Source organism: Pseudomonas sp. NFPP07, from assembly GCF_900115645.1.
Lineage (GTDB): Bacteria > Pseudomonadota > Gammaproteobacteria > Pseudomonadales > Pseudomonadaceae > Aquipseudomonas > Aquipseudomonas chlororaphis.
Genome location: NZ_FOXG01000008.1, coordinates 108896 through 131033, shown reverse-complemented (window position 1 = coordinate 131033; position 22138 = coordinate 108896). Strand labels below are relative to the sequence as shown.

The window sequence follows — 22138 nt, the reverse complement described above, 5'->3', positions numbered from 1 at the left end:
AATCACAATGTCCGCTATGATTAACCGGCATTCGTTCTAATTTCAATAGTGATCACTATGATAAATAATCCTGCTGCCGTGGTGCGCCGTCGTGGACGGCCGATTGCCTTTGATCGCGACCAGGTCCTGGGCCTTGCGGCAGAGGTGTTCTGGCGCCTGGGCTATGAAGGCGCCTCGATGCCGGAGTTGTCGGCGGCCATGGGCATCACGGTGCAAAGCCTGTATGCCGCGTTCAGGTCCAAGGCCGAGCTTTACCAGCAGGCGCTGGCGCATTACCAGCGCAGCACTGGCGCCTTTGCCGAGCGGGCACTGTGCGAGGAGGCGGATGTGGTGGACGGTTTCCTCCGTCTGCTGCGCGAGGCGGCCCATGAATACAGCCTGCCCGGGCGGCCGCGGGGCTGCATGATTTCCACCGCGACCCTGACCTGCGCGGTGGAAAACGATGCGCTGCGGGAATTCGTCAGTGCCCTGAGGGCCAACACCCTCAAGGCCTTTGAAGCGCATATCGAGCAGGGCATCGCCAACGGGCAACTGCGCGCCGATACCCAGGCAGCGGCGCTGGCCCGGTATATCGGGGCGATCATTCAAGGCATGTCGGTACAGGCCCAGGATGGTGCGGATTGCGCAGCGTTGTTGGCAATCGGCGAGTTGGCGGGGCGGGAAATACAGCGGGCCAGGGCCTGACGGCATGCTGGCCAACGAGCGAACCTCAGCGGCTGCCGAGGCCTGTTCCATCCTGTGAGACGCGGATGAACCGGCGCAGGGTTTCACCCGGCCCGGTTCGGAACTCGGTGGGCCTGGGGTGGCCCTCGTCCGCGGCGATGAAGACGAAGTCATCGCCGTCCAGTCGATAGCTGGCAGGCAAGTGCTTGCCGGTGTCGGCGCCCATGGAGTCGACCCAGGTAATGGATTTCGGCGTGGTCCGGGTATCGAGGGTGAAACTGCCCGCGAGCAACAGCTCGCCTTCGAGCGTCACGACGCGGAACCCTTGCCCCTGGATCAGGGTAAGAGCTCCTGGGGCGCCATGTTCGTCAGGCGGGTTGCTGACCCCGTTGTCCTCGTACTCCACCTGTTCCCAGGCACCTTGAAGCTGTTGCAGGTCGAACTGGTCGTCGCAGGTCATCGTCGTTCGAGCCTTCTGTCTTCGCTGGATAAGAGGGGGTCAGTTGAAAATGTTGCGACCGATGCAGTACGTCAGCAGGTCCTGGTCGCTCTCGACTTCCAGCTTGCGCATGGCGGAGATTTTCTGCGCGCTGATGGTCTTCGAACTGCGGTTCTGGCTGCGGGCAATGTCACTGACGCTCTTGCCGGAAACGAACAGCCGCAGGATTTCAAACTCCTTGGGCGAGAGCATGGAAATCCGGTCGTCGATGCTTGCATTGGACTCGATGACCGAGCTCGGCGCAGGTTCGATACTCTGATAGGAACCTCTTTCGACAATGGTCTTGAGCGCCACCTGGATTTCATTGTGCAGCTGGCTTTTCTGGATCACTCCGACCACCCCCAGCTCATGCAGGCGCGTGAGGATCAACTGGTTGGAGATCATGGTCAGGATCAGGATCTGCAGGCGCGGGAAGTGGCGCTTGAGGTACTCGACCAGCTTGAGGCCGTCGCCGTAGGGAGAGTCCCCGGGCATGTTGTAGTCGGTAATGACGATATCGACCGGCTGTTGTTCGAGAATCTCGATCAAGCCCTGTGAGCTGATGGCCTCACCGACTATTTCAAAGTTGCTTTCCCGTTCCATCAGCTCGCGAACGCCGAGCAGAACAATCGGATGATCGTCGGCGATGACTACTTTAAATTTTTCCATGACTAGCCACTCGTAATACGCCGGTTGGTAAGGAGAAAGAGTAAAGGATTGCGCTCATCAAATCTTGTCGCGTCTCATTCAAGTGCATTAAGAATATCCGTCAAGCTTTGTATCAGGCTTTTCACCTCAAGGGTCACGGAAGAGGTGATCGCGCTTTGCAGTATCCGGGACTCCAGTTCGGCGCAGTTTTTCGCCAGCCCGCTCAACTGCACGGCACCCAGCGCCCCGGCGGCGCTGTGCAGCCGTTCGGCGAGCCGCTTGGGATCCTGGGCATCGAGGGCGTCGGTCACGCTCTGGACATCCTGGCGCATGGTGGTAATGAACAGCTCACGCATTTTCGGGGACAGCTCGATCATTGTGTCGCCGGTCGCGGGGGAAGGCGTTGCATCGATCATCGGTTGCGGCTCCTGGGCAGGCGCATTCGCGCAGAGATTCGACAGGTACTGGTGCAGCGTCTGCAGGCTCAAGGGTTTGACCAGCCAGGCATTCATGCCGACAGCCATGCAGCGGGCGCCTTCTTCGCGCATGGCATTGGCCGTGACCCCGACGATCGGAGTCTCCCGGTCACGCTCACGCAGGGCGCGGGTCAGTTCATAGCCGTTGAGCAGCGGCATGTTCACATCGGTCAGCACCAGGTCGAACACCTGCGGCTGCCAGAGCTGCAAGGCTTCTTCGCCATTGGAGGCGGCGGTCACCGTGCAACCCAGGGCTTCGAGTTGCTCCTTGATGATCGCCTGATTGATCGCGTTGTCCTCGGCCACCAGGATATGCAGGCCGAGCCTGCTGCTCAGGTCGCATTCGGGAGCGGCGGGCGCGATGGTTTTCCCGTGCAGGGTCAGGGACACGGCCCTGGCGATGGCCCGCACATCATGGGCATCCACGGTGCAACCTCGCGGTGGCGGTGCCGGGTGTTCGCCGGCGACGCACAGGACCCGTGGCCCGGCCCAGGCCGGCAGGCTGTCGGAGGGTTGGACATCGACCAGCAGGTTGGCCTGGCGCGACTCTTCGACAAAGGCCGGCAACGGCTTGGCGACCACGCCGAGGCGATTCAGCCAGTCACTGGTGCTCTGCGCCAGCTCCACGGCGGGAGCCCGCACATACACCGCCTGGGTGCTCGGCAGGATGTCCGTGCAACCTTCCAGCGCGCCCGGCATGACTTTCAGCCCCAGCCGGAGCGAGAAGCTGCTGCCCAGGCCGGGCTCGCTGACCACGCGTATCTGGCCGTTCATCATTTCCGTCAAGCAGCGGCATATCGCCAGGCCGAGTCCGGCTCCGGCCTCGCTGGAGGCGTCGCGTACCTGGTAGAAGGTGTCGAACAGGCGTTCCTGTTGCGCCGGTGAAATGCCGATACCGGAGTCGGTGACCTGCCACTCCAGGCTGGCCTGGCCATCCACGCAGTGCAGGAGCTTGACGCGCAATACCACGCGCCCGGTGTCGGTGAACTTGATGGCGTTGCTGAGCAGGTTGCTGAGGATCTGCCGGATCCGCACCGGGTCGCCCAGCAACTGGTCGGGCAACGCCGCATCGATACAGGCATACAGCAGCAGGCCTTTGTTTTCGGCGAAGACGCTGTAGGCGTGCAGCGTGTCCTCGATCATCTGCAGTGGGCAGAACGCCTGGGACTCGATCGCCATCTGCCCGGATTCGATCTTGGAAATGTCCAGGACATCGCTGATCAATTGGAACAGGGTGCTGGACGAGCGCTGGATGGTTTGCAGGTGCTCGCGCTGGCGGGCATCCAGGCGCGTCAGCCCGAGCAGTTCCAGGGTGCCCAGCACGCCGTAGAGCGGGGTGCGTATCTCGTGGCTCATGGTGGCGAGGAACAGCGTCTTGGCTTCGCTCGCCGCATCGGCGGAGCGTCGCGCCTGCTCCAGCATGGCCGCGCCCTCGATGTGGCTGGTCACGTCGTGGAAGGCACAGAGCAAGGCATCCTCGCCCTGGTAACGGGTGGGCACGAACCCTACCTGCAGGTGAGTACCGTCGATGTCCAGCCGGGTTTCACCGGCGACGCACAGGTCCTGCCGGCTCTCCAGGGCCATCCGCAGTTTTGTGCTGCCTTGCCATTGCTGGGCCTTGCGGTTTTCCAGCAGGACCTTGAAGTCCGAGCGACGCACCACGCACAGGCCGGTGGGCGCGCTATCGATCACGGCCCGGCTGAAGGCCTCGCTCTCGGCGGTGCGTTGGTAAGCCTCGTAGACCGGTTTGACGATACGCGACTGATACCGGCGACTGACCAGCCAGCCACAGCCAATGCCGCCGATCAGCAGGGCCAGCAAGACCGGCAAGGGCCACAGGGTGTAGTTGAAGTAGCTCTTGAAACCGATGGTGTAGAGGGCGCTCCAGGGCTCGGCGGAATGGCTCGAGACTTTGAAGACCATGCCGTCGCTGGTGATGTTCAGCCCGTCATGCAGCACGACGCCCGGTTGCAGCGAACCGCTCAGCACCTTTCCGGAGGGGGCGACCAGGGCGACATGGTCATAGGTCGACCACGGCATGAGTCGCTTGATGTCATTGACCAGATCCATGCTGAACAGCGACGCGACGCCGATCTGCTTGCCGCTGTCCTGGACTCGTGACCATTGCGGCCCGAGATGGGTGCTGACATAGGCCAGCAGCCGGACGGGCGCCTCGTTGGCCTGATGGGGGACGAGGGGTTGCCAATCGACCACGCCATCGGCCCGTGCCGAATCTTTCGCCAGCAGATGCTTGAGCGTTTGCAGGACGAGGGTCTTGTTGGGGGTGTCGTTTTTCCAGAGCGGGTCGCGTGAATGCCCGGCGGCCGGAATGCCGATATTGAAGTTGCCCACGGCATCGAACAGGAAAAACGGCGGTGACTGGTAATGGGAAGTGGACCAGAAGGCGCTGTAATAGTCGGTCAGGTGCTCTCCCAGGTCGGCCAGCCGGGCCAAGGTGTCAGGCTCGACGCTCTGGTGATTGACAGAGAGGCTGAAGGGCGTGGAAAAGGCAAACTCCTGGCCCAGGTAGTTATGCGGCCCCTCTTCGGGCAAGGCGCTTTTCAGGTATGAAACCGAGTCGTTGGCGTGAAGGGGGATCTTGCTACTTTGTACGGCCACGCCCCGGAGGAAGTCTTCATGCTCGCGGATGTCTTCCATCATCCGCGCAAAATGCGCTTTGAACCTGCCGTGTTGTTCTTCGAGCAGTTTGTGCGACGACCAGTAACTGATGGCGATCAACAACAGGGTCAAGCCGAGGAAAATCAACAATCCCTTGTTCAGGCGAGTCGAGTATCGTTTCAGATTCTCGATGAGCGTGTCCTGGTGGTTCATCACTGGTATCCAAAAAAGCATGAAAAAGTCGAAGCCTTGAGGATTTTACCTTTAAACAACGACTTGTCAGTGATGTGGGGCATGTAATCCTGAAGGGGCGGATGTCCTCGGGTCAATAACTGGCGGCTGGACCGTCGTTCACCAGCAACTGTTGAAACTGTTCGGAGGGGACTGCGCGAGAGATCAGGAAACCCTGCACCTGGCTACAGTCGATCTTGCGCAGCAGCGCCAGCTCCTCGGCGCTTTCCACGCCTTCGGCCACCACGGTCAGGCCCAGCTGGCGACCCAGGGCAATGATGCTGGTCAGGGCCTTGGTCAGTTCTTCGCTGGCGTGGCATCCCTGGACCAGGGCGCGATCGATCTTCAGTTCGGTGAACGGGGTGGAAACCAGGTTCATGTACGAGCTGTAGCCCTTGCCGAAGTCATCCTGGGACAGGCCGAAGCCCTTGATGCGCAAGCGGCAGGCACCGGCATAGAAGTTACTGATGTCCTGGGGCACCGAACACTCCATGAGTTCGAAACAGATCTGCCCCGGTACTCCCTGATGTTCCATGACAAAGTCGAACAGGCGGTCCGCCAGGTCGTGGCTGTTGAGCAGATGGGTCGGCAGATTGATCGACACCGGAATGTCGTAGTCCTGCTGGCGCCAGCGTGCCTGGGCCTGGATCGCCTGGCGCAGGACCAGCCACAGCAGGTCCTCCTCGAGGTCGAAGGACTTGAGGGCGGGCAGGAAGGTGTCGGGGAGCAGCATGCCCTGTGTCGGATGCATCCAGCGGACCAGGGCTTCGGCGGCGACGATGCGACCGTTGAACAGTGATTTCTTGGGCTGGAACCAGGCTTCGAACTGCTCTTGCTCGATGGCCTGGGCCAGCGCCGCCCGACTGAGCATGGAGGTGGGCAAGGGGCGCGGCGAGCTCGGCTGCGAAATGCTCAATTGAGTGGTCAGGGTCTGCAAGGCGGCAAGGTTCACCGGTTTCGAGATCAGGCCGATGACTTTCACCCCGAGGTTCTTGGCAACCAGGCTGGCACTCATCAGCATGCGCCGCGAAGCCGAGCTCATGATCGCCAGCGCCGGCTTGGAGTGCAGGGCGGCCAGTCCCTGGATGAACTGCACGCCATCCATTCCCGGCATCAACAGGTCGGTGAGCACCAGGTCGAACTTGCGCCATTTCAAGCGTTCCAGCGCCTCTTCGCCATCCCGGGCGCCTTCCAGGTAGTAGGGGCCCAGCTCACCGAACAGATGTTGCAGGTACATGTGCTGGAAGGGATGGTCTTCAACGATCAATATGCTACAGGGCTTCATTCTTCGCTCTTTCATAGGGCGCTAGGTAATTGAACAGGGCGCGTAATGCAAAAGGTTTGACCAGGCAATGGTTCATTCCGGCCGCCAGACATTGCTCTTCTTCTCCACGCATCGCGTTGGCCGTGGCACCGATGATCGGGACCGTACAGCCACGGCGTCGCAACTCCTTGGCCAGTTCATAGCCATTCATCATGGGCATGTTGACGTCGGTGAGGACCAGATCGAACCGCTCGGGGTCCCACATCGACAGGGCTTCCTCGCCGTTTGACGCAAGCTCCACGCTGCAGCCCAGCTCTTCCAGCTGATCCCTGAGGATCAGTTGGTTGATGACGTTGTCTTCGGCCACCAGCACGTTCAGGTTCAGTTGCTTCAACGTCCAGTGTTCGTTGTGATTCTCGGCCTTGGCCACCCACAGCCCCTGGGCCTGGCTGACCGCCTGATGAATGGAACGCAGGTGGTTCAGGTTCACATGCCAGCACCCGGCACGAACCTGCGGTTCGTTGTTGCCTGCCCCGGTGGCGAGGATCAGCGGACCGGGCCAGTCGGGCTGCAGGCGTTGTTCCAGTTCGCCGGGGTGAACTTCGACCAGCAGGCAATCGCTGGTCGGCGCGATCTTCGAGGGATGGCAGAGTTGCACCCGAGCACCCCATTGGCGCAGCCAGCCGCCGATGGATTCCGCCAGCTCGCGGACGCTGGACATCACATAGATGGTTTCCGGCAGCAGCTGCGTGGCGGGCAGGGTGACCGGCCCATCGATCGCCGCTTCCAGGGGCAGGGTGAGGGAGAAGCTGCTGCCCAGCCCCAGTTCGCTGACCATGCGCAGGCTGCCGTTCATCAATTGCGTGAGACGCTGACAGATAGGCAGGCCCAGGCCGGTACCCGCCACCACGTTGGCGTTGCCGCCGGTTTGATAGAAGGGTTCGAAGATCAACGGCTGATGATCCTGGGCAATGCCTTTGCCGGTGTCGGAGACCTGCCACAGGATGCTGGAGCGCTCGCCGTCGCGGCTCAGCAGGCTGACCCGCAGCACGATGCGCCCCAGGTCGGTGAACTTCACCGCGTTGTTGAGCAGGTTGCTGAGGATCTGCCGGATCCGGGTGACGTCGCCGATCAGTCGCTCGGGGATTTGCGGGTCCACGCAGGAATACAGCAGCAGGCCCTTGTTCGACGCCGCCGCGGAATAGCCCTGGATCAGCTCGTGGACCAGGTCCAGTGGCGAGAACTCATTGAGCTCCAGGGCCAGTTGCCCGGCCTCGATCTTGGACACGTCCAGCACATCGCAGATCAACTGCAACAGGGTCGAGGAAGAACACTCGATGGCGCGCAGGTAATCGCGCTGCTGGGTATCCAGTTGAGTGCGCGCGAGCAGCTCCAGGGTCCCCAGCACGCCATAGAGCGGGGTGCGTATTTCATGGCTCATGGTGGCGAGGAACAGGGTCTTGGCTTCGTTGGCGGCGTCGGCCATCTGCCGCGCTTCTTCCAGCGCGGCTTCCACCTGCTTGCGCGCGCTGATGTCGCTGAAGGCGCAGAACAATACGTCCTCGCCCTTGTAGCGGGTGGGCGCGGAACTCAGGTAAAGATGACGCCCGTCGGTGGTCTCGAAGTAGTCGAAGCGGTTCGGTTCGTGACTCTTGAAGGCTTGCTGGATCCAGCCGGCGCAGAGTATTTCCCGTTCGACGCCATCGCCCAGCCACTGCTGCGCCAGGGTGTTCTCCAGGACCACCTGGCCATCGGTGCGCCGCAGCACGCACAAGGCCACGGGCGCGGTCTGGATCACGTCGCGGCTGAACAGCTCGCTCTCGACCAGCGCCTGGATACGGCTCAGCGCAGGGGTGATGAAGCGGTGCTCGATGCGGCGGGTCAGCAGGCAGATCAGGCTGATGCTGAACAGGCAGAACGCCAGGGCGCCGGCCAGCTGCGGCCAGAGCGCGATCAGCAGGGACTGCAGGCTGAAGGAGTAGACCAGTTGCCAGTCGGAGGTCATCAGTTGCTTGCGGATCACCAGGTGATCGGGCCACCAGCCACTGCCGACAAAGCCGAAGAAGTTGCTGCCTTGCAGTTGCTGCAGGGCCTGCCCCAGGCGCCCGGCCGGGGTGTTGGTGAACAGCAGCGCGCCTTCGGAGTTGAACATCATGAACTCGCCGGCGCTCTGGTCGCTGAGGGCCTTGAGCACTTCCCGCCCATCCATTTCCAGGCCCAGCCAGCCGGAGTCATCGGTGCGCTCGTCGAGCCGGGTGAAAATGTACAGCTGCGAAGTCTGCGTGGACGGGTCGGTCAGCCACAGCTCGTCGGTGTCCGGATGCTCCCCATGGTTCAGGACCTCAAGCTTGGAGAGGATGGTCCTGGGCAGGTTGGGGGAGGTCGGGTTGCTGCTGTAGAGGCGCATGACCCGGGCCTCGGGGCCAGGGCTTACATAGAGCAGGTTGACCTGCTTGGCCTTGAAGTATTCGCGCATGCGCTGGCTCAGCCAGATGCTCCACGGATCATCGATGTCGCCCAGTTGCAGGTGCAGTTCTTCGCTGGAAGGCGGATACCCCTGGACCTGCTTGGATCGGCGCACCGCGGACAGGCTGAGGCTTTCCAGCAAGGCCTCGCGGCTGGTGAAGAAGGTCTGGGCTTCGGCGATGGCGCTGCTCATGTAGCCGCGGCGCCGGGAAATGTCGTTGCTGAGGGTGGAATTGAGGAAGTTGTAGACGGCGCCGAGGATGCCGACCAAAAGAATGAGCGCGAAAAGACGCAGCAACCTGCTGGCGGCTTCAGGACTGGAAAATAGGGGACTGATCTGATGAAGGTAGGTCTTTAATCTCATTGACCCACTCTAAATAAACCCTCATTAATCCGGGATAGGACGATCCTTAAAGTCGCGGTATTTCGCCGCTTCCAGCCTGATACACGACGAAAAAAACCTGGCACGGGCGCCAGGTTTTTTCAGTGGGGCATGCCTCGCGACAGCGGCTCAGACCATTGCCAGTCGCTGCTTGCGCAGTGGCGCGGGGAAGGCCTGGTCGATGGCCGCCAGGTCTTCGTCGTACAAGCGCAACCCGGCCGCCTCGGCATTCAGCCGGACATGCTCGGGGTGTACCGCCTTGGGAATGGCGATCACGCCGTCCTGGCGCAGGACCCAGGCCAGCGAGACCTGGGCGGTGGTCACGCCATGGCGATCGGCGACCTGCTGCAGCGTGGGGTGGCGCAGCAGCTTGCCGGCCTGGGCGATAGGGCAGTAAGCCATGAGCGGCAAGCGCTGTTGTCGCGCGGCGGGCAGCAGGTCGAATTCGATGCCGCGTTCCTCGATGTTGTACAGCACCTGGTTGGTGGCGCAGGCCGGGCTCGCCAGTTCCTCGAGGTCATCGAGGTCGAAATTGGAAACGCCCCAGCGGCCGATCTTGCCGTCTTCGCGCAGGCGCTCGAAGGCTTCCACGGTTTCCTCGAGCGGGTACTGCCCACGCCAGTGCAGCAGGTACAGGTCGATGTAGTCGGTACCCAGGCGCCGCAGGCTGCGCTCGCAGGCTTGGGGAATGCCTTTGCGGCTGGCGTTGTGCGGGTACACCTTGCTGACCAGGAACACCCGGTCGCGCTGGCCGGTGATGGCGGCGCCAACCACTTCCTCCGCGCCGCCCTCGGCGTACATCTCGGCGGTGTCGATCAGGCTCATGCCCCGTTCGATACCGGCCTGCAGCGCGGCAATCTCGGCGTTGCGCTGGTGGCGCTCCTCGCCCATGCGCCAGGTACCCTGGCCAATCACCGGGACGGGCACGCCCGCCAGCTCGAGTGTTCGCATGACAATCTCCTGAAAGGGTTAGGGATCCAGAGAAGCAAAGGCGCGGGGGCCGGTCAAGGTAACGAAGAGGCGGGAGAAACTTTCATATTCATTTAAGGAATAAAATAACTACTATTTATTCCTTTTAATATGAAAAGACACAGGGCACCTTAGAGGCCTGCACGGCGCTGCGCCAGTGCCCACCCCAGACAGGAAGGCCCATTATGACCATCAAGGCAATCAATGTTCGCAACCAGTTCAAGGGCATCATCAAGGAGATCCATGAAGGCCAGGTGGTCTCGGAGATCGATGTGCAGACCGCCTCGGGCATCGTCACCTCGGTGATCACCACGCGTTCGGTGCGCGACCTGGAATTGAAGGTCGGCAGCGAGGTCATCGCCTTCGTCAAATCCACCGAAGTGTCGATCGCCAAGCTCTGAGACCCGCGATCCCGCCCCCGCGTCATGCCCCGCACCGCGCTCGCGACCCTCGCCGAACCCTGTCACAGGGCACCGGCGAGGCTGGCAAGGCGCCTTTTCCCGAGAAAAGTCGGGCCTCTTTAGAATGATTATTTCTTTGGGTTATGGGATGCGCTGATTCGCGCATATCCATCGCAGCGGAAAACACGCTGTTGTCCTGCTCCCGTCCGCCATGAAATCCATCCGGCTGCTGAAGCGGAAAATCCCGCGCGAGCGGCTGCGCTGAAGCTGTCCCGGCAGCCGCGATTGCTGTTCGATCGGCATCTTGTGCGGCGTTCGCCACTCCCTAGAATCCGCCCCATCAGCTTCGTCCAACTATCGAATCGCTTAGGGAGTTTCACCATGATGAATGCCATGCAGATGCAAATGCCGATGAACGCCAACATGCCGATGATGCCAATGATGGGCATGCCGATGATGATGGCGACCATGAGCTGCGAAATGATGGACGACGGCATGCTGTGCAAGATGATGCCGGCCGCGGGCATGGACATGGCCATGTTCAAGAACAGCGCGCAAATGATGCAGATGATGATGAACTGCGGCATGCCGATGATGATGCACTGCGCCAACATGAGCATGATGTGCATGTCCCAGGCGAGCATGGCCATGCCGATGATGGGCGCCATGATGCCAATGCCGATGATGGGCATGCCGATGCCGTCGATGAAATGCGTGATGGAGTGCACCGTCGAGGCCGACTGCATGATGTGCAAGATCATGCCAATGGCCGGCATGAACATGGACATGATGAAAAGCTGCTGCGCCCTGATGATGAAGATGATGAACGACTGCGGCATGCCGATGATGATGAGCTGCAACGGCATGCCGATGATGTGCTGCACCTGCTGATTCCTCGCAGCGGCACAGAAAAAGCCCGGCCGGGACGATCCCGCCGGGTTTTTTTATTTCAGGCACCCACTCGAACTTCGGATTCCCCCTGGGGTTGGGCGACGGTCCTTGCTCGTTCCCGGTACTGCCGTGGCGAGCATTTGATGATGCGCTTGAAGGCATTGCTGAACGCGCTGTCGGACTCGTAGCCCAGGGCCTGGGCGATCGAGGAAATTGTCAGGTGGGTGTTGCGCAAGGACCGGGTCGCCAGTTGCATGCGCCAACGCAACACGTATTCCAGGGGCGAAAAGCCGGCGGCCTGTTTGAAACGCAGCGCCAGCGTCGAGCGCGAGACACCCGCCACTCTGGCCAGGGCCTCGACCGTCCAGCGTTGGGCAGGGCGGGTGTGAATGGCCTGAACGGCGGCACCGATACGCGGTTCGGACAGCGCCGAGAGCCAGCCCGGTGTATTGCCTCCTTCCTGCTCCAGGTAAATGCGCAGTACCTGCACCAGCATGATGTGGCCCAGGTGCTGGACCATCAGGGCGCCGCCCGGGGATGGGGTGGAGAGTTCGTGCGCCAGCCGCTGCAAGGCCCAGCGCAATACGGATGCCTGGTCCGACTCGCTCTTGATCACCGCGACCGGTGGCAGGCTGTCGAACAAAAGCTCGGCTTCGTCGCCAAAGGCGAAACGCCCGCCGACCAGAAAGCAATCTTCATCACTGCCGCAGTGCGCCACGCCGTTAACGGCGTGAGGGTAGATCTCCTCGGCAGCGATCGCTGGCAGCGAAAGATCGCTGCCAATCAACAGGGGGCGCCCACGGGATAGCAGGAAACAGTCGCCTGCTTGCAGCCATATCGGCTCTGCTTCTCCTTCCACGGCCAGCCAGCAAGCCCCCCGCACAAGCACGTTGAACTTGACGCCCTCCGGCGCCGGGAAGCGCACGGCCCAGTCGCCGCCGGCTTTCAAACCACCGAAAAAGGAATGCTGGCTACTGAGCTGGGTGAGGACTTCTGATAGGGGATCCATGTGTCAAACCGGACGCTCTCGATAGAAAGTAGGACGCCATTGCATTCACGCTCCAGGTTCGGGCTCGCAGAATGAAAGCGCTTCAAATTGGCAGCTTGGTTTCCATTCGTAAAGGACATTGCAATGACCCATAGACAGACGCCTGTTCATTCCGGTTTCAGCGCAGCTTCGACGGCATCCGAGGTACTCGAAGGCCTCGATCTTTCCCGAACCACGGCTCTGGTAACGGGAGGGCATTCCGGCCTGGGCCTGGAAACCACTCGGGCGCTGGCCGGCGCCGGGGCACGGGTCATAGTGGCGGCCCGTGATCGCCAGGCGGCCCAGGCCCAGGTTGCAGGTCTCGCCAATGTCGAGGTGCATGGGCTGGACCTGGCCGACCTGGCGAGCATCAAGCGTTTCTCGGAGGCGTTTCTGGCGAGCGGTACGCACCTGGACATATTGATGGGCAACGCCGGCATCATGGCTTGCCCTGAAACCCGAGTGGGACCCGGTTGGGAGGCGCAGTTCGCGACCAATCACCTGGGCCACCATGCGCTGGTCAACCGGCTCTGGCCGGCGTTGCAAGGCGGCGCCAGGGTGGTGATGGTGTCCTCCGCGGGCCATCACTCATCCGCCATTCGCTGGGACGACCCGCAGTTCGATCGGGGCTACGACAAGTGGCTTGCCTACGGCCAGTCGAAAACCGCCAACGCGCTGTTCGCCGTGCACCTGGACCGGTTGGGGCGCGAGCAGGGCGTGCGGGCGTTCTCTCTGCACCCCGGCATGATCGCCACACCTCTGCAGCGTTACCTGCCCAAGGAGGAAATGGTCGCCCTGGGCTGGATAGACGCCGAGGGCAATCCGGCGAACCCGGCCTTCAAGAACACTCGGCAAGGCGCCGCCACCCAGGTCTGGGCTGCGACATCGCCGAAGCTGGATGGCCTGGGTGGGTTGTATTGCGAAGACTGCGAGGTGGCCAGGCTCGACGAGAGCGAGCCGGCGTCGTTCGTTGGCGTAAGGCCCCATGCAGTCGATTCGGAACAGGCCGAACGTCTTTGGCGCCTGTCGGCCGAATTGACCCGGGTGGATGCCTTCTCATGAGCCGTGGTGTGTTTTTCGCGGTAGAGATTTGCGTAGCGCAACTCCACCTTCAGTCCAGGCGTTCCGGATAGGTCACCACCAGGTAGGCCACCGCTTCGCTGTCGGCGGGGTTGCGGTAGCGGTGCGGCTGGTCGGCGTAGAACAGGATCGAGTCGCCGGTGGAGAGCAGGTAGCGCTCTTGGTTGACGCTGATTTCCAGTACGCCCTGGGACACCACCAGGTTTTCCTGGACCCCCGGTCCGTGTCCTTCGGACTGGTCTTCGCCGAGCGGGCTCAGGCGCAGTTCGTAGAATTCCGACTGGCGCGCCACGTCGAAGGGGAACAGGGCACGGCTGACAAAGGCGCCGTTGGCGCTGACCAGGCGTTTGCTCCGGCTTGACGGCAGCACCGCCACGCCTTCGAAGGCGCGGTGTTCGAGAAAGGCCGCGACCGACACCTTCAGGCCCTTGGCGATCTTGCACAGCACTTTGATCGACGGCACGCTGCGCCCGGATTCGATCTGCGCCAGCATCGCCCGGCTGACCCCGCACTGGCGGGCCAGGGCATCCAGGGACAGATGACGCTTGCTGCGCAGGCGTTGCAGGTTCTGCGCGACCCGTTCGCTGATGGGGTCCTCTTCCTGAGTCTCCAGGTGGGTCAAATCAAGGCCGGGTTCGTCGGCGCTCGCCAGAAAGCGCGAGGGTTCCTGGGCGCTCACGCGTGGTAGGTCCTGATCGGCCGGGCCGCCTGAACCCACTGGAACGCCTGGTAACCGGCATTGCGCGCGTACATCTCCCACATGGCCCGGGCCAGTTGCTGGGCCTGCTTGCGTTTGCGGAACTGGGCGAAGTCGATAACGTTGTCGGTCGGTTTCATAAGGCACTTCACTGTCGTGACCAATGGGCGGGATGAGCTGAGAGTACGTGGTTATATTTATAACCATAAATACTGATTATTTATTTATTAATTCCTTTGTGTTCTTAGAGGCCGGGCCGTGGCAAAGCCCGCTCAAATCACATGGGCCTTGTGCAATTCGGTCAGGGACAACGCCTTGAGCCGGGCCAGCAGCGGGTCGCGGCGGTCCCGCGGGTGGCTCAGTTGCACCGCCAGTTCCTGGCGAATACGGCTGGGGCGGTTGTCCATCACCAGCACCCGGTCGCTCAGGTACAGCGCCTCGTCGACATCGTGGGTCACCAGCAGCAGGGCGATGGCGTGACGCTCGGCCAGTTGCAGCAGCAGGTCCTGCAGTTTCATCCGGGTAAAGGCGTCCACCGCGCTGAAGGGCTCGTCGAGCAACAGCACCTGTGGCCGCGCGTACAGGCCGCGGGCGATCGCCACCCGCTGCGCCATGCCGCCGGACAGCGCCTTGGGCAGGGCCTGGGCAAAACCCGAAAGGCCGACTTCCTCGATCAGTTGCGCGACCCAGGCGCGGTCGTAATGCGCGTCGTCGCCAAAGCCGATGTTCTGTTCCACCGTCAGCCAGGGCATCAGCCGCGGTTCCTGGAAGACAAAGGCCAGGCGTTCGGTATGGCTGCGCAGTTGCCCCTGAAAGTCCTTCTCCAGGCCGGCGACGATGCGCAGCAGAGTGCTTTTGCCGCAGCCGCTGGGGCCCAGCAGGCTCACGGTTTCCCGCGGTTGCAGTTGCAGGTGGATATCGTGGAGGACGGTGGTGGCGGCGAAGGTCTTGCGTTCCACGTGGATGTCCAGCAGGGCTTGGGTCATGGCTCGATCCTCTGTGTGTTAGTCGTTGCCGCCTTGGCCATTGAAGGTGTCGCGCCAGGTCAGGAAGCGTTTTTCCAGGCCGGCGAGGAGGCCGTCGCTGAGCTTGCCCAGCACCGCGAGGACGATGATCGCCGCCAGCACGATGTCCGGCCGCGAGGTTTCCCGGCCGTCGCTGAGCAGATAACCCAGGCCCTTGGTGGCGGCGATCAGTTCGGCGGCCACCAGGAACATCCAGGCCAGGCTCATGCCGCTGCGCAAGCCAGTGAACAGGCCGGGCAGGGCGGCCGGCAGGAGAATCCGCCGCACCAGCCGGCGCCGGCCGAAACCGTACATGTGGCCGACCTCCACCAGCTTGCGGTCGATATCGCGAATCGCCGCCACGCCATTGAGGTACACCGGGAAGAAGGCGCCGATGGCGATCAGCACCACCTTCGAAGTTTCGTCGATGCCCAGCCACAGCAGGAGCAACGGCACCCAGGCCAGGCTGGGGATCGAGCGCAGGCCGGCGAAGGTCGGCTCCATGTAGGCTTCGGCTTCCCGGCTCAGGCCGACCCAGGCGGCGAAGACCAGCGCCAGGCCGGCGCCGATGGCAAAGCCCAGCAGCACCCGCAGCAGGCTGGCGCCGATGTGTTTCCACAGCGCGCCTTCGGCCAGGTCGCCGAGGGTCAGGGCGATCTCGCTGGGGGCCGGCATCTGGTACGACGGCAGCCAGCCGATGCGCACCACGAACTCCAGCAGCAGGATGATCACTACCGGCAGGGCCAGGCCCTTGAGGCGCAGGCGCCAGCGGGCGGGGTCGAAGCGTGGGAGCTTGCCCGGCGCGGACAGGGCCAGGCGGGTCGAGAGGTTGTTGCTGTCGCTGCTCATGGCGATTCTCCGGCAACGCCGAATCCGCGCCAGGCACGGGCTCGGTCGTCGCCTGGGCGGTAGGTTATTGACGGGCCACGGCCTGCTTGACGCCGGTGTCGAGCAGTTGGTCGATCACCTGGTCCACGTTCACCCCGCGGCGCACCAGTTCCTCGGACACCAGGATCGGCGCGGCGGCCTTGGAGGCCAGCACATCCTCGGCGCTCAACCGTGGGTTACCGAGGTCGGTGCGCGACAGTTGCAGCCGGGCCACTTCCAGTGGCAGGCCGGATTCGTCGGCCAATAGTTTGGCCAGCTCGTCCGGGTGCTTGACCGACCATTCGCGGGCCTGCTCGTAGGCGGCGATCACGCTGGCGATGGTCTGCGGATGTTCCTTGGCGTACTGCTCGGTGACGCTGAGCACGCCGTAGCTGTTGAAGGCAGTGTTGCGGTACAGCAGGCGCGAGCCGGCCTGCACTTCGCTGGCGGCCATGTGCGGGTCGAGGCCGGCCCAGGCGTCGACGTCGCCTTTCTCCAGGGCGGTACGGCCGTCCGGGTGCTGCAGGTGCACCAGTTCCACATCGTCTTTTTTCAGCCCGGCCTGTTGCAGGCTGCGCAGGGTGAACAGGTAGGGATCGGTGCCTTTGGTGGCGGCGATCTTCTTGCCCTTGAGGTCGGCGACTGTCTGGTATGGCGAATCCTTGCGCACCACCAGGGCGGTCCATTCGGCGCGGCTGTAGACATACACCGACTTGATCGGGCTGCCGTTGGCCCGGCTCAGCACCGCCGCCAGGCTGGCGGACGAGGCGAAGTCGACGCCGCCGCTGTTGAGGTATTCCAGGGAGCGGTTGCTGCCCTGGCTGAGGACCCAGCCGACCTTGGTCTGGGGCAGGGCCTTTTCGAGAAAGCCGAAGTGCTTGAGCACCAGGCTGACCGGCGAGTAATAGGCGTAGTCCAGGTGCACTTCGGCCGGCGGGTTTTCCGCGGCCTGGGCCAGGGGTTGCAGGCCTAGCGCCAGGACGCAGGCGCTGAGCAGGTATCTGGCGCTAGCCAGGGGGAAACGCAAGACGGGTTTCATGGAGCGGCTCCGGACAAGGCGGCGAGAGGGCAATGTCGTTATTTCCGCTGCTTATTTCAAAAGTCGCGGAAGGCAGGAATAAATCCTGCCGGAAAGGAATATTGCAGGCTCTGTGCCATAGCCGGGGAAGGGCGGTTTCAAGGTGTTCCAACAGGAAAAAAGCCTCTGGCGATGTTGCCTGGCCAACAGTCTGTTGCCGCGCTGTTTCTCCACCAACAGCCTTCTGGCGCGGGTGCAAAAGCGGCTATGAGCTTATGCGTTAACAGAATTTCATAATCGGATTCTAAGAGCGTTATGTTCTAGAAAATCCGCTTTTCCAATCATCCAGGAATTTCCCATGACGCTCTCCCGACGCCTGCGCCGTCTGCTCCTCAGCACCCTGTTCGCAGCGCCCCTGGCCCAGGCCGCCGAGCCGCTGGTGCTGCAGGTCGGCGACCAGAACTACTACAACGTGCGCGCCTCGGTGGAGGCCTCGGGTGTGCTCGAAGGCGCGCCCTATAAGGTCGATTGGAAACACTTCCAGGCCGCCGCGCCCCTGGCCGAAGCGCTGAACACCGGCGCCCTGGACCTGGGCTTTCTCGGGGATTCGGGCTTTCTGTTCCTCGCCGCGAAACAGGCGCCGGTGAAGTTGATCGGCGTCTCGCGGCAGAACCCGGACACCATCGCCTTGCTGGTGCCCAAGGATTCGCCGGTGCAGACCATCGCCGACCTCAAGGGCAAGAAAGTCGCCTACTGGCCCGGTGCCTGGAGCCAGCAACTGACCCTGCGCGCCCTGGAGCAGGCCGGCCTGCCGGAGGACCATGTCGAGTTCATCAAGCTGATGCCGATCGATGCCGCCGCGGCCTTGCCCCAGGGCAGCATCGACGCCTTCCCGGTGTGGGAACCCTATATTTCGCAGCAGATCCTGTTCTCCGGCGCGCGGCCGATCCTCACCGCGAAGAACCTGATGCCCGGCCTCAGCGCCATCGCCGCCTCGACCCCGGCCATCGACAGCAAGCGTGAAGCCATCGCCGACTTCCTCGGCCGCCTGAAACTGGCCCGCGCCTGGGTCGACAGCCACACCGACCAGTACGCCGACCTGTGGGCGAAAAAGGCCAACCTAGACCCGAACGTCTCGCGCCATTGGCTGCGCCAGGCGCACATGAGCGTCGGCCCGGTGGACCCGCAGGCCGCCGCCGACCTGCAAAGCGCTGCGGACTTCCTGTTCAAGGTCAAGGCGCTGCCGGCGCCCTTGGCCACCGCGACTGTTGTCGACACTTCCTTTACCCAGGCCCTGAGCCAGTGACGCCTTGCCGGGGCCAGGTCACAGGCCCCGGTGCATTCAACGCCCTTCGTGCTGGCGCCGATAAGCTCCCGGCTGTACGCCCACGGCCTTGGCGAAGGCGCGGGTAAAGGCCGCGACCGATTGATAACCCACAGCCGCGCCAACCTGTTCCACGGTGTGGTTGGCCTTGAGCAACTGGCAGGCATGGCGCATGCGCAGCGCCAGCAGGACCTGGCCCGGGGATTGCCCGGCCAGTTCGTTGAAGCGCTTGAAGAAGGCCGAGCGCGACAGCCCGGTGCAGGCCGCCATGCTTTCCAGGGGCCAGGGCTGTTCGGGGTGTTCGATCAGCTGTTCCAGCAGCGCGGCGAAGGCCGGGTGCCGGGCCAGCGCCACCAGCCCGCCAAGGCCCTGGTTATCGGCCACTTGCTGGCGCAGCACATAGAGGAACAGCAGGTGGCTCAGGCGCTCCAGCAGCGCCGAGGAGGGCGCGGGCGTGCGCCGGCACTCTTGCAGGATCAACTCGAACAGGGCCCGGGCCGCGCTCAGGGACGGGTCGCCGGCGCGCAGCACGATCCAGTCCGGCAGGCCGTCGATGATCAGCGACGACAGCCCGGACTTGAAATGAAAGAAGCCGCAGACCAGGCCCACGCCATCCTCGGCCTGATCTTGTGCGTGAGTGTCGAGCGCCTGCATGGCCCTGCGTGGCAGTTCAAGGGCGGCACTACGCTGTTCGGCGCTGGACAGGCGATAGTCCAGGTCGCGCAGCAGGAACAGCGCATCCCCGGCATTCAGGCGCTGGGCCGGCTCATGGCCCTCGATATGCAGCCAGCAATGGCCCTGCACGATCAGGTGGAAACTGGCCCGGGCCAGGCCGTGGGTGCTGGCGTGCCAGCCGCCGCAGTAGCGGCCGACATGGAACAGGCTGGCGTCGAGTTCGAGGCTTTCTAATAACCAATCAACCAGTGGGCTGGACGAAATCATCTAATGGAAACACTCAGGAGCAAGTAATCGCTACTTTAGAATATGGATCGAAATTTTTATAACCAACAGACTGGCCGGACACCTACACAGCAGGAGTCCACCGCATGTCGCGCATCACTCTACACAGCCTGCAAAGCGCTCCCGAAGCGGCCCGGCCGTTTTTGCAGAACGCCCAGAACAACTCGGGGTTCATTCCCAACCTGCTGGGCATCCTGGCCAATGCCCCGGCGGCGCTGGAGACCTACGTTACGGTATCGGCGCTCAATGGCAAGGCCGAGCTGAGCCTGGCCGAACGGGAGGTGGTGCAACTGGTGGCCGCCACCACCCACGGTTGCGATTTCTGTGTGGCCGGGCACACTGCGGTGGCGCAGAACAAGGCCAAACTGCCGGACGAAGTGATCAGCGCGTTGCGTGAGCGCAGCCCCTTGCCGGAGGAAAAACTGCAGGCATTGGCTGCCTTCGCCGCCGAGGTGATCGCCACCCGTGGCAACGTCAGCGAGCCGACGTTCACAGCGTTCAAGGCCGCCGGCTACAGCGAGGGCAATGCCCTGGAAGTGATACTCGGGGTGAGCCTGGCGACCCTGTGCAATTTCGCCAACGTGTTCGCCCGCACGCCGCTGAACCCGGAACTGGCCAAGTACCGCTGGCAAGCGCCGCAGCAATGATGCAGCGGCTTGATTCAAGGCACGGCCGTTGGGCCGCTGCCGCGTAAAAAAGGAGAAAACCACATGCTCAACCCCGCATTCAGTCAATGGCTGGACGCCGAGGCCCAGGCTTTGGACCAGGGCCACTGCGACCCGCAGCAGGTGCTGGCGCGGCTGGCCGAGGCGCAGGTGCTGCGCATCGGCATTCCGCCCGGGCAGGGCGGTAGCGGCGGCGACCTGGGCGACGCCGTGGAGGCGCTGGCCGCGGTGGCTAGCCGTTCCCTGGCGGCGGCCTTTGTGTTCTGGGGCCAGCGGGCCTTTATCGAATACCTGCTGCACAGCCCCAACGCGGCCTTGCGCGAGCGTCTGTTGCCGGACCTGCTCAGCGGCGAACTGGCGGGGGCCACCGGGCTGTCGAACGCCATGAAGTTCCTCTCCGGCATCGAGGCCCTGCAAGTCCGCGCGCAGCCACGGGCGGGTGGTTGGAATCTGAACGGGCGCCTGCACTGGGTGACCAATCTGCGCAAAAGCGGTTTTGTGGTGGCCGCGGCCATCGAGCACGAGCAGGGCGGCGCGCCCTTTGTCCTGGCGATCCCCGCGGGCCTGGCCGGCTTGCAACGTTCCGAGGACTTGCAACTGATGGGCTTGCAGTCGAGCAACACCGCGGCGCTGGAGCTGCAGCAGGTGGAGGTCGGCCACGACTGGTTGCTGCACGAGGATGCCAAGGCCTTTCTGCCAGCGGTGCGCCCGGCGTTTCTCGGCCTGCAATGCGGCATGGCCATCGGCCTGGCGCGGCGCGCGCTGGATGAAGTGCAAACCCATCTGCACAGCGGGCGTTCGATCCTGCGCGAGCCGTTGCAGGAGCAACGCCAGCAATTGGAAGAGAGCGTCGACCAGCTCAAGCGCGGCTTGCTGGAGGGGCGTTTCCTGACCCAGCCAGCAGCGCTGTTCCGGCTGCGCATCGCCCTGGCCGAAGCCGCCGCCAACGCCGTGCAACTGGAGTTGCAGGCCAGCGGCGGCAAGGCCTACCTGAGCGAGCATGGCGGCGGTTTTGCCCGGCGCTGGCGCGAGTCGGCCTTCGTGCCGATCGTCACGCCGAGCCTGGTGCAGTTGCGCGCCGAGTTGCAGCGCCAGGCCCGGGACGCGGCGGCATGAGCGCGGCCTTGCTCGAAGCCCGGCAGATCAGCCTCGGCTACCCCGGTGAAGCAGGCTGGCAAGCGGTGCTGGAAGGCTTTGACCTGAGCTTGCAGCCAGGGGAGGTGGTGTCGATCCTCGGCCCCAGCGGCGTCGGCAAGTCCAGCCTGTTGCGGGTCCTGGCCGGCCTGCAGGCGCCCCACAGTGGTAGCGTCAGCCTGTTGGGCCAGGCGCTGGACGGGCCGCATCCACGGGTGGCCGTGGCCTTCCAGGACCCCAGCCTGCTGCCCTGGCTGAACCTGGAACACAACGTCGCCTTCGGCCTCGATTTCGCCCGCCAGCCGGCGCTGGACGCCCGGCAGCGCCAGGCGCGGATCGACCAGGCGATTACCGAGGTCGGCCTGCAGCATGCCCGCGGGCATTACCCGGCGCAGCTGTCCGGCGGCATGGCCCAGCGCACCGCGCTGGCCCGTTGCCTGGCGCGCCAGCCCCAGGTGCTGTTGCTCGACGAACCCTTTGGCGCGCTGGACGAAGTGACCCGCGCCGACATGCAGCAACTACTGCTCAAGGTGATCGCCGAGCACCGCACCGCGGCGCTGCTGATCACCCACGACATCGACGAGGCCCTGCTGCTTTCCGAGCGGATCCTGCTACTGGGTAACAGCCCGGCGCGGACCCTCGGCGAGTGGCGCATCGACCTGCCTCAGCCGCGCGCCGAGCTGGTGGAAGAACTGGGCGCCCTGCGTATCGAGATTCTCAAAACCCTTCGGCGGGCGAGCCGCGCTACACAACCCCAAGCCTTGGCCCTGCCTGAACCTCTGTCTCTGTAGGAGCGAAGTTTGCTCGCGATAAAAACCTCAGTGCGGCGCAGGGTCCCAGACACCCCGTCAGCGTTGAGGTCATTCGCGAGCAA

The 22138-nt window shown here is 63.3% G+C and carries 21 protein-coding genes; 8 read left to right on the top strand and 13 right to left on the bottom strand.

Annotation, left to right across the window (positions count from 1 at the left end):
* Positions 1–57 precede the first annotated feature (57 nt).
* Positions 58–684: a TetR/AcrR family transcriptional regulator gene (locus BM019_RS21185; RefSeq protein WP_092419965.1), complete on the top strand. Its 627-nt coding sequence runs from the start codon at positions 58–60 to the stop codon at positions 682–684.
* A 25-nt stretch (positions 685–709) separates the two neighbouring features.
* Here BM019_RS21185 and BM019_RS21180 read toward each other — a convergent pair whose 3' ends face one another.
* From BM019_RS21180 to BM019_RS21155, 6 genes are all read right to left on the bottom strand, one after another.
* Positions 710–1123, bottom strand: coding sequence for a TIGR03067 domain-containing protein (locus BM019_RS21180; RefSeq protein ID WP_092419962.1), 414 nt, complete (start codon positions 1121–1123; stop codon positions 710–712).
* A gap of 39 nt (positions 1124–1162) precedes the next feature.
* Positions 1163–1810: a response regulator gene (locus BM019_RS21175; protein WP_009044059.1), complete on the bottom strand. Its 648-nt coding sequence runs from the start codon at positions 1808–1810 to the stop codon at positions 1163–1165.
* 74 nt (positions 1811–1884) lie between these two features.
* Positions 1885–5097 carry a hybrid sensor histidine kinase/response regulator gene (locus BM019_RS21170; RefSeq protein WP_092419959.1) on the bottom strand — a complete coding sequence of 1071 codons (3213 nt, stop codon included), beginning with the start codon at positions 5095–5097 and terminating at the stop codon, positions 1885–1887.
* A 112-nt stretch (positions 5098–5209) separates the two neighbouring features.
* Positions 5210–6400 carry a response regulator cyclic di-GMP phosphodiesterase PvrR gene (locus BM019_RS21165; protein ID WP_009044057.1) on the bottom strand — a complete coding sequence of 397 codons (1191 nt, stop codon included), beginning with the start codon at positions 6398–6400 and terminating at the stop codon, positions 5210–5212.
* Entirely contained in the window at positions 6387–9209 is a 2823-nt protein-coding gene (locus BM019_RS21160) for a response regulator (RefSeq protein WP_009044056.1), read from the bottom strand. The genes BM019_RS21165 and BM019_RS21160 overlap by 14 nt, the downstream gene beginning before the upstream one ends.
* A 147-nt stretch (positions 9210–9356) precedes the next feature.
* Positions 9357–10178 (bottom strand): aldo/keto reductase, encoded by an 822-nt coding sequence (locus BM019_RS21155; protein ID WP_092419956.1) that lies wholly within the window; start codon positions 10176–10178, stop codon positions 9357–9359.
* A 203-nt stretch (positions 10179–10381) separates the two neighbouring features.
* Here BM019_RS21155 and BM019_RS21150 point away from each other — a divergent pair, with 203 nt between their 5' ends.
* The gene (locus tag BM019_RS21150) at positions 10382–10597 is read left to right on the top strand and encodes a TOBE domain-containing protein (RefSeq protein ID WP_009044054.1); all 216 of its coding nucleotides are present in this window, start codon (positions 10382–10384) and stop codon (positions 10595–10597) included.
* Positions 10598–10978: 381 nt separating this feature from the next.
* Entirely contained in the window at positions 10979–11488 is a 510-nt protein-coding gene (locus tag BM019_RS21145; RefSeq protein ID WP_062825983.1) for a hypothetical protein, read from the top strand.
* Positions 11489–11546: 58 nt separating this feature from the next.
* On the opposite strand, the gene BM019_RS21140 is transcribed toward BM019_RS21145, so the two are convergent.
* Positions 11547–12497, bottom strand: a complete 951-nt coding sequence (locus BM019_RS21140) for an AraC family transcriptional regulator (protein WP_092419953.1) — start codon at positions 12495–12497, stop codon at positions 11547–11549.
* Positions 12498–12620: 123 nt separating this feature from the next.
* On the opposite strand from BM019_RS21140, the gene BM019_RS21135 reads away from it, so the two are divergent.
* Entirely contained in the window at positions 12621–13577 is a 957-nt protein-coding gene (locus BM019_RS21135; RefSeq protein WP_092419950.1) for an SDR family NAD(P)-dependent oxidoreductase, read from the top strand.
* Positions 13578–13626: 49 nt separating this feature from the next.
* Here BM019_RS21135 and BM019_RS21130 read toward each other — a convergent pair whose 3' ends face one another.
* The 5 genes from BM019_RS21130 to BM019_RS21115 form a co-directional block, all read right to left on the bottom strand.
* Positions 13627–14208, bottom strand: coding sequence for a helix-turn-helix domain-containing protein (locus BM019_RS21130; protein WP_162136179.1), 582 nt, complete (start codon positions 14206–14208; stop codon positions 13627–13629).
* 62 nt (positions 14209–14270) lie between these two features.
* A complete protein-coding gene (locus BM019_RS30845; protein ID WP_175510700.1) occupies positions 14271–14432 on the bottom strand; it encodes a hypothetical protein in 162 nt (53 codons plus the stop codon).
* Positions 14433–14564: 132 nt separating this feature from the next.
* The gene (locus tag BM019_RS21125) at positions 14565–15278 is read right to left on the bottom strand and encodes an ABC transporter ATP-binding protein (protein ID WP_092419944.1); all 714 of its coding nucleotides are present in this window, start codon (positions 15276–15278) and stop codon (positions 14565–14567) included.
* An 18-nt stretch (positions 15279–15296) separates the two neighbouring features.
* Positions 15297–16145 carry an ABC transporter permease gene (locus BM019_RS21120; RefSeq protein WP_092419941.1) on the bottom strand — a complete coding sequence of 283 codons (849 nt, stop codon included), beginning with the start codon at positions 16143–16145 and terminating at the stop codon, positions 15297–15299.
* 64 nt (positions 16146–16209) lie between these two features.
* Positions 16210–17202 (bottom strand): aliphatic sulfonate ABC transporter substrate-binding protein, encoded by a 993-nt coding sequence (locus tag BM019_RS21115; RefSeq protein ID WP_092419938.1) that lies wholly within the window; start codon positions 17200–17202, stop codon positions 16210–16212.
* Positions 17203–17539: 337 nt separating this feature from the next.
* Between BM019_RS21115 and BM019_RS21110 the strand changes: the two genes are divergently transcribed.
* Positions 17540–18487 (top strand): ABC transporter substrate-binding protein, encoded by a 948-nt coding sequence (locus BM019_RS21110; RefSeq protein ID WP_092419935.1) that lies wholly within the window; start codon positions 17540–17542, stop codon positions 18485–18487.
* Between the two features lie 36 nt (positions 18488–18523).
* On the opposite strand, the gene BM019_RS21105 is transcribed toward BM019_RS21110, so the two are convergent.
* The gene (locus BM019_RS21105) at positions 18524–19447 is read right to left on the bottom strand and encodes an AraC family transcriptional regulator (protein ID WP_092419932.1); all 924 of its coding nucleotides are present in this window, start codon (positions 19445–19447) and stop codon (positions 18524–18526) included.
* A gap of 104 nt (positions 19448–19551) precedes the next feature.
* Here BM019_RS21105 and BM019_RS21100 point away from each other — a divergent pair, with 104 nt between their 5' ends.
* From BM019_RS21100 to BM019_RS21090, 3 genes are all read left to right on the top strand, one after another.
* Positions 19552–20112, top strand: coding sequence for a carboxymuconolactone decarboxylase family protein (locus BM019_RS21100; RefSeq protein ID WP_092419929.1), 561 nt, complete (start codon positions 19552–19554; stop codon positions 20110–20112).
* A gap of 63 nt (positions 20113–20175) precedes the next feature.
* Positions 20176–21246 carry an acyl-CoA dehydrogenase family protein gene (locus BM019_RS21095; RefSeq protein ID WP_092419926.1) on the top strand — a complete coding sequence of 357 codons (1071 nt, stop codon included), beginning with the start codon at positions 20176–20178 and terminating at the stop codon, positions 21244–21246.
* Positions 21243–22055 (top strand): ABC transporter ATP-binding protein, encoded by an 813-nt coding sequence (locus tag BM019_RS21090; protein WP_092419923.1) that lies wholly within the window; start codon positions 21243–21245, stop codon positions 22053–22055. The genes BM019_RS21095 and BM019_RS21090 overlap by 4 nt, the downstream gene beginning before the upstream one ends.
* Positions 22056–22138: the final 83 nt, after the last annotated feature.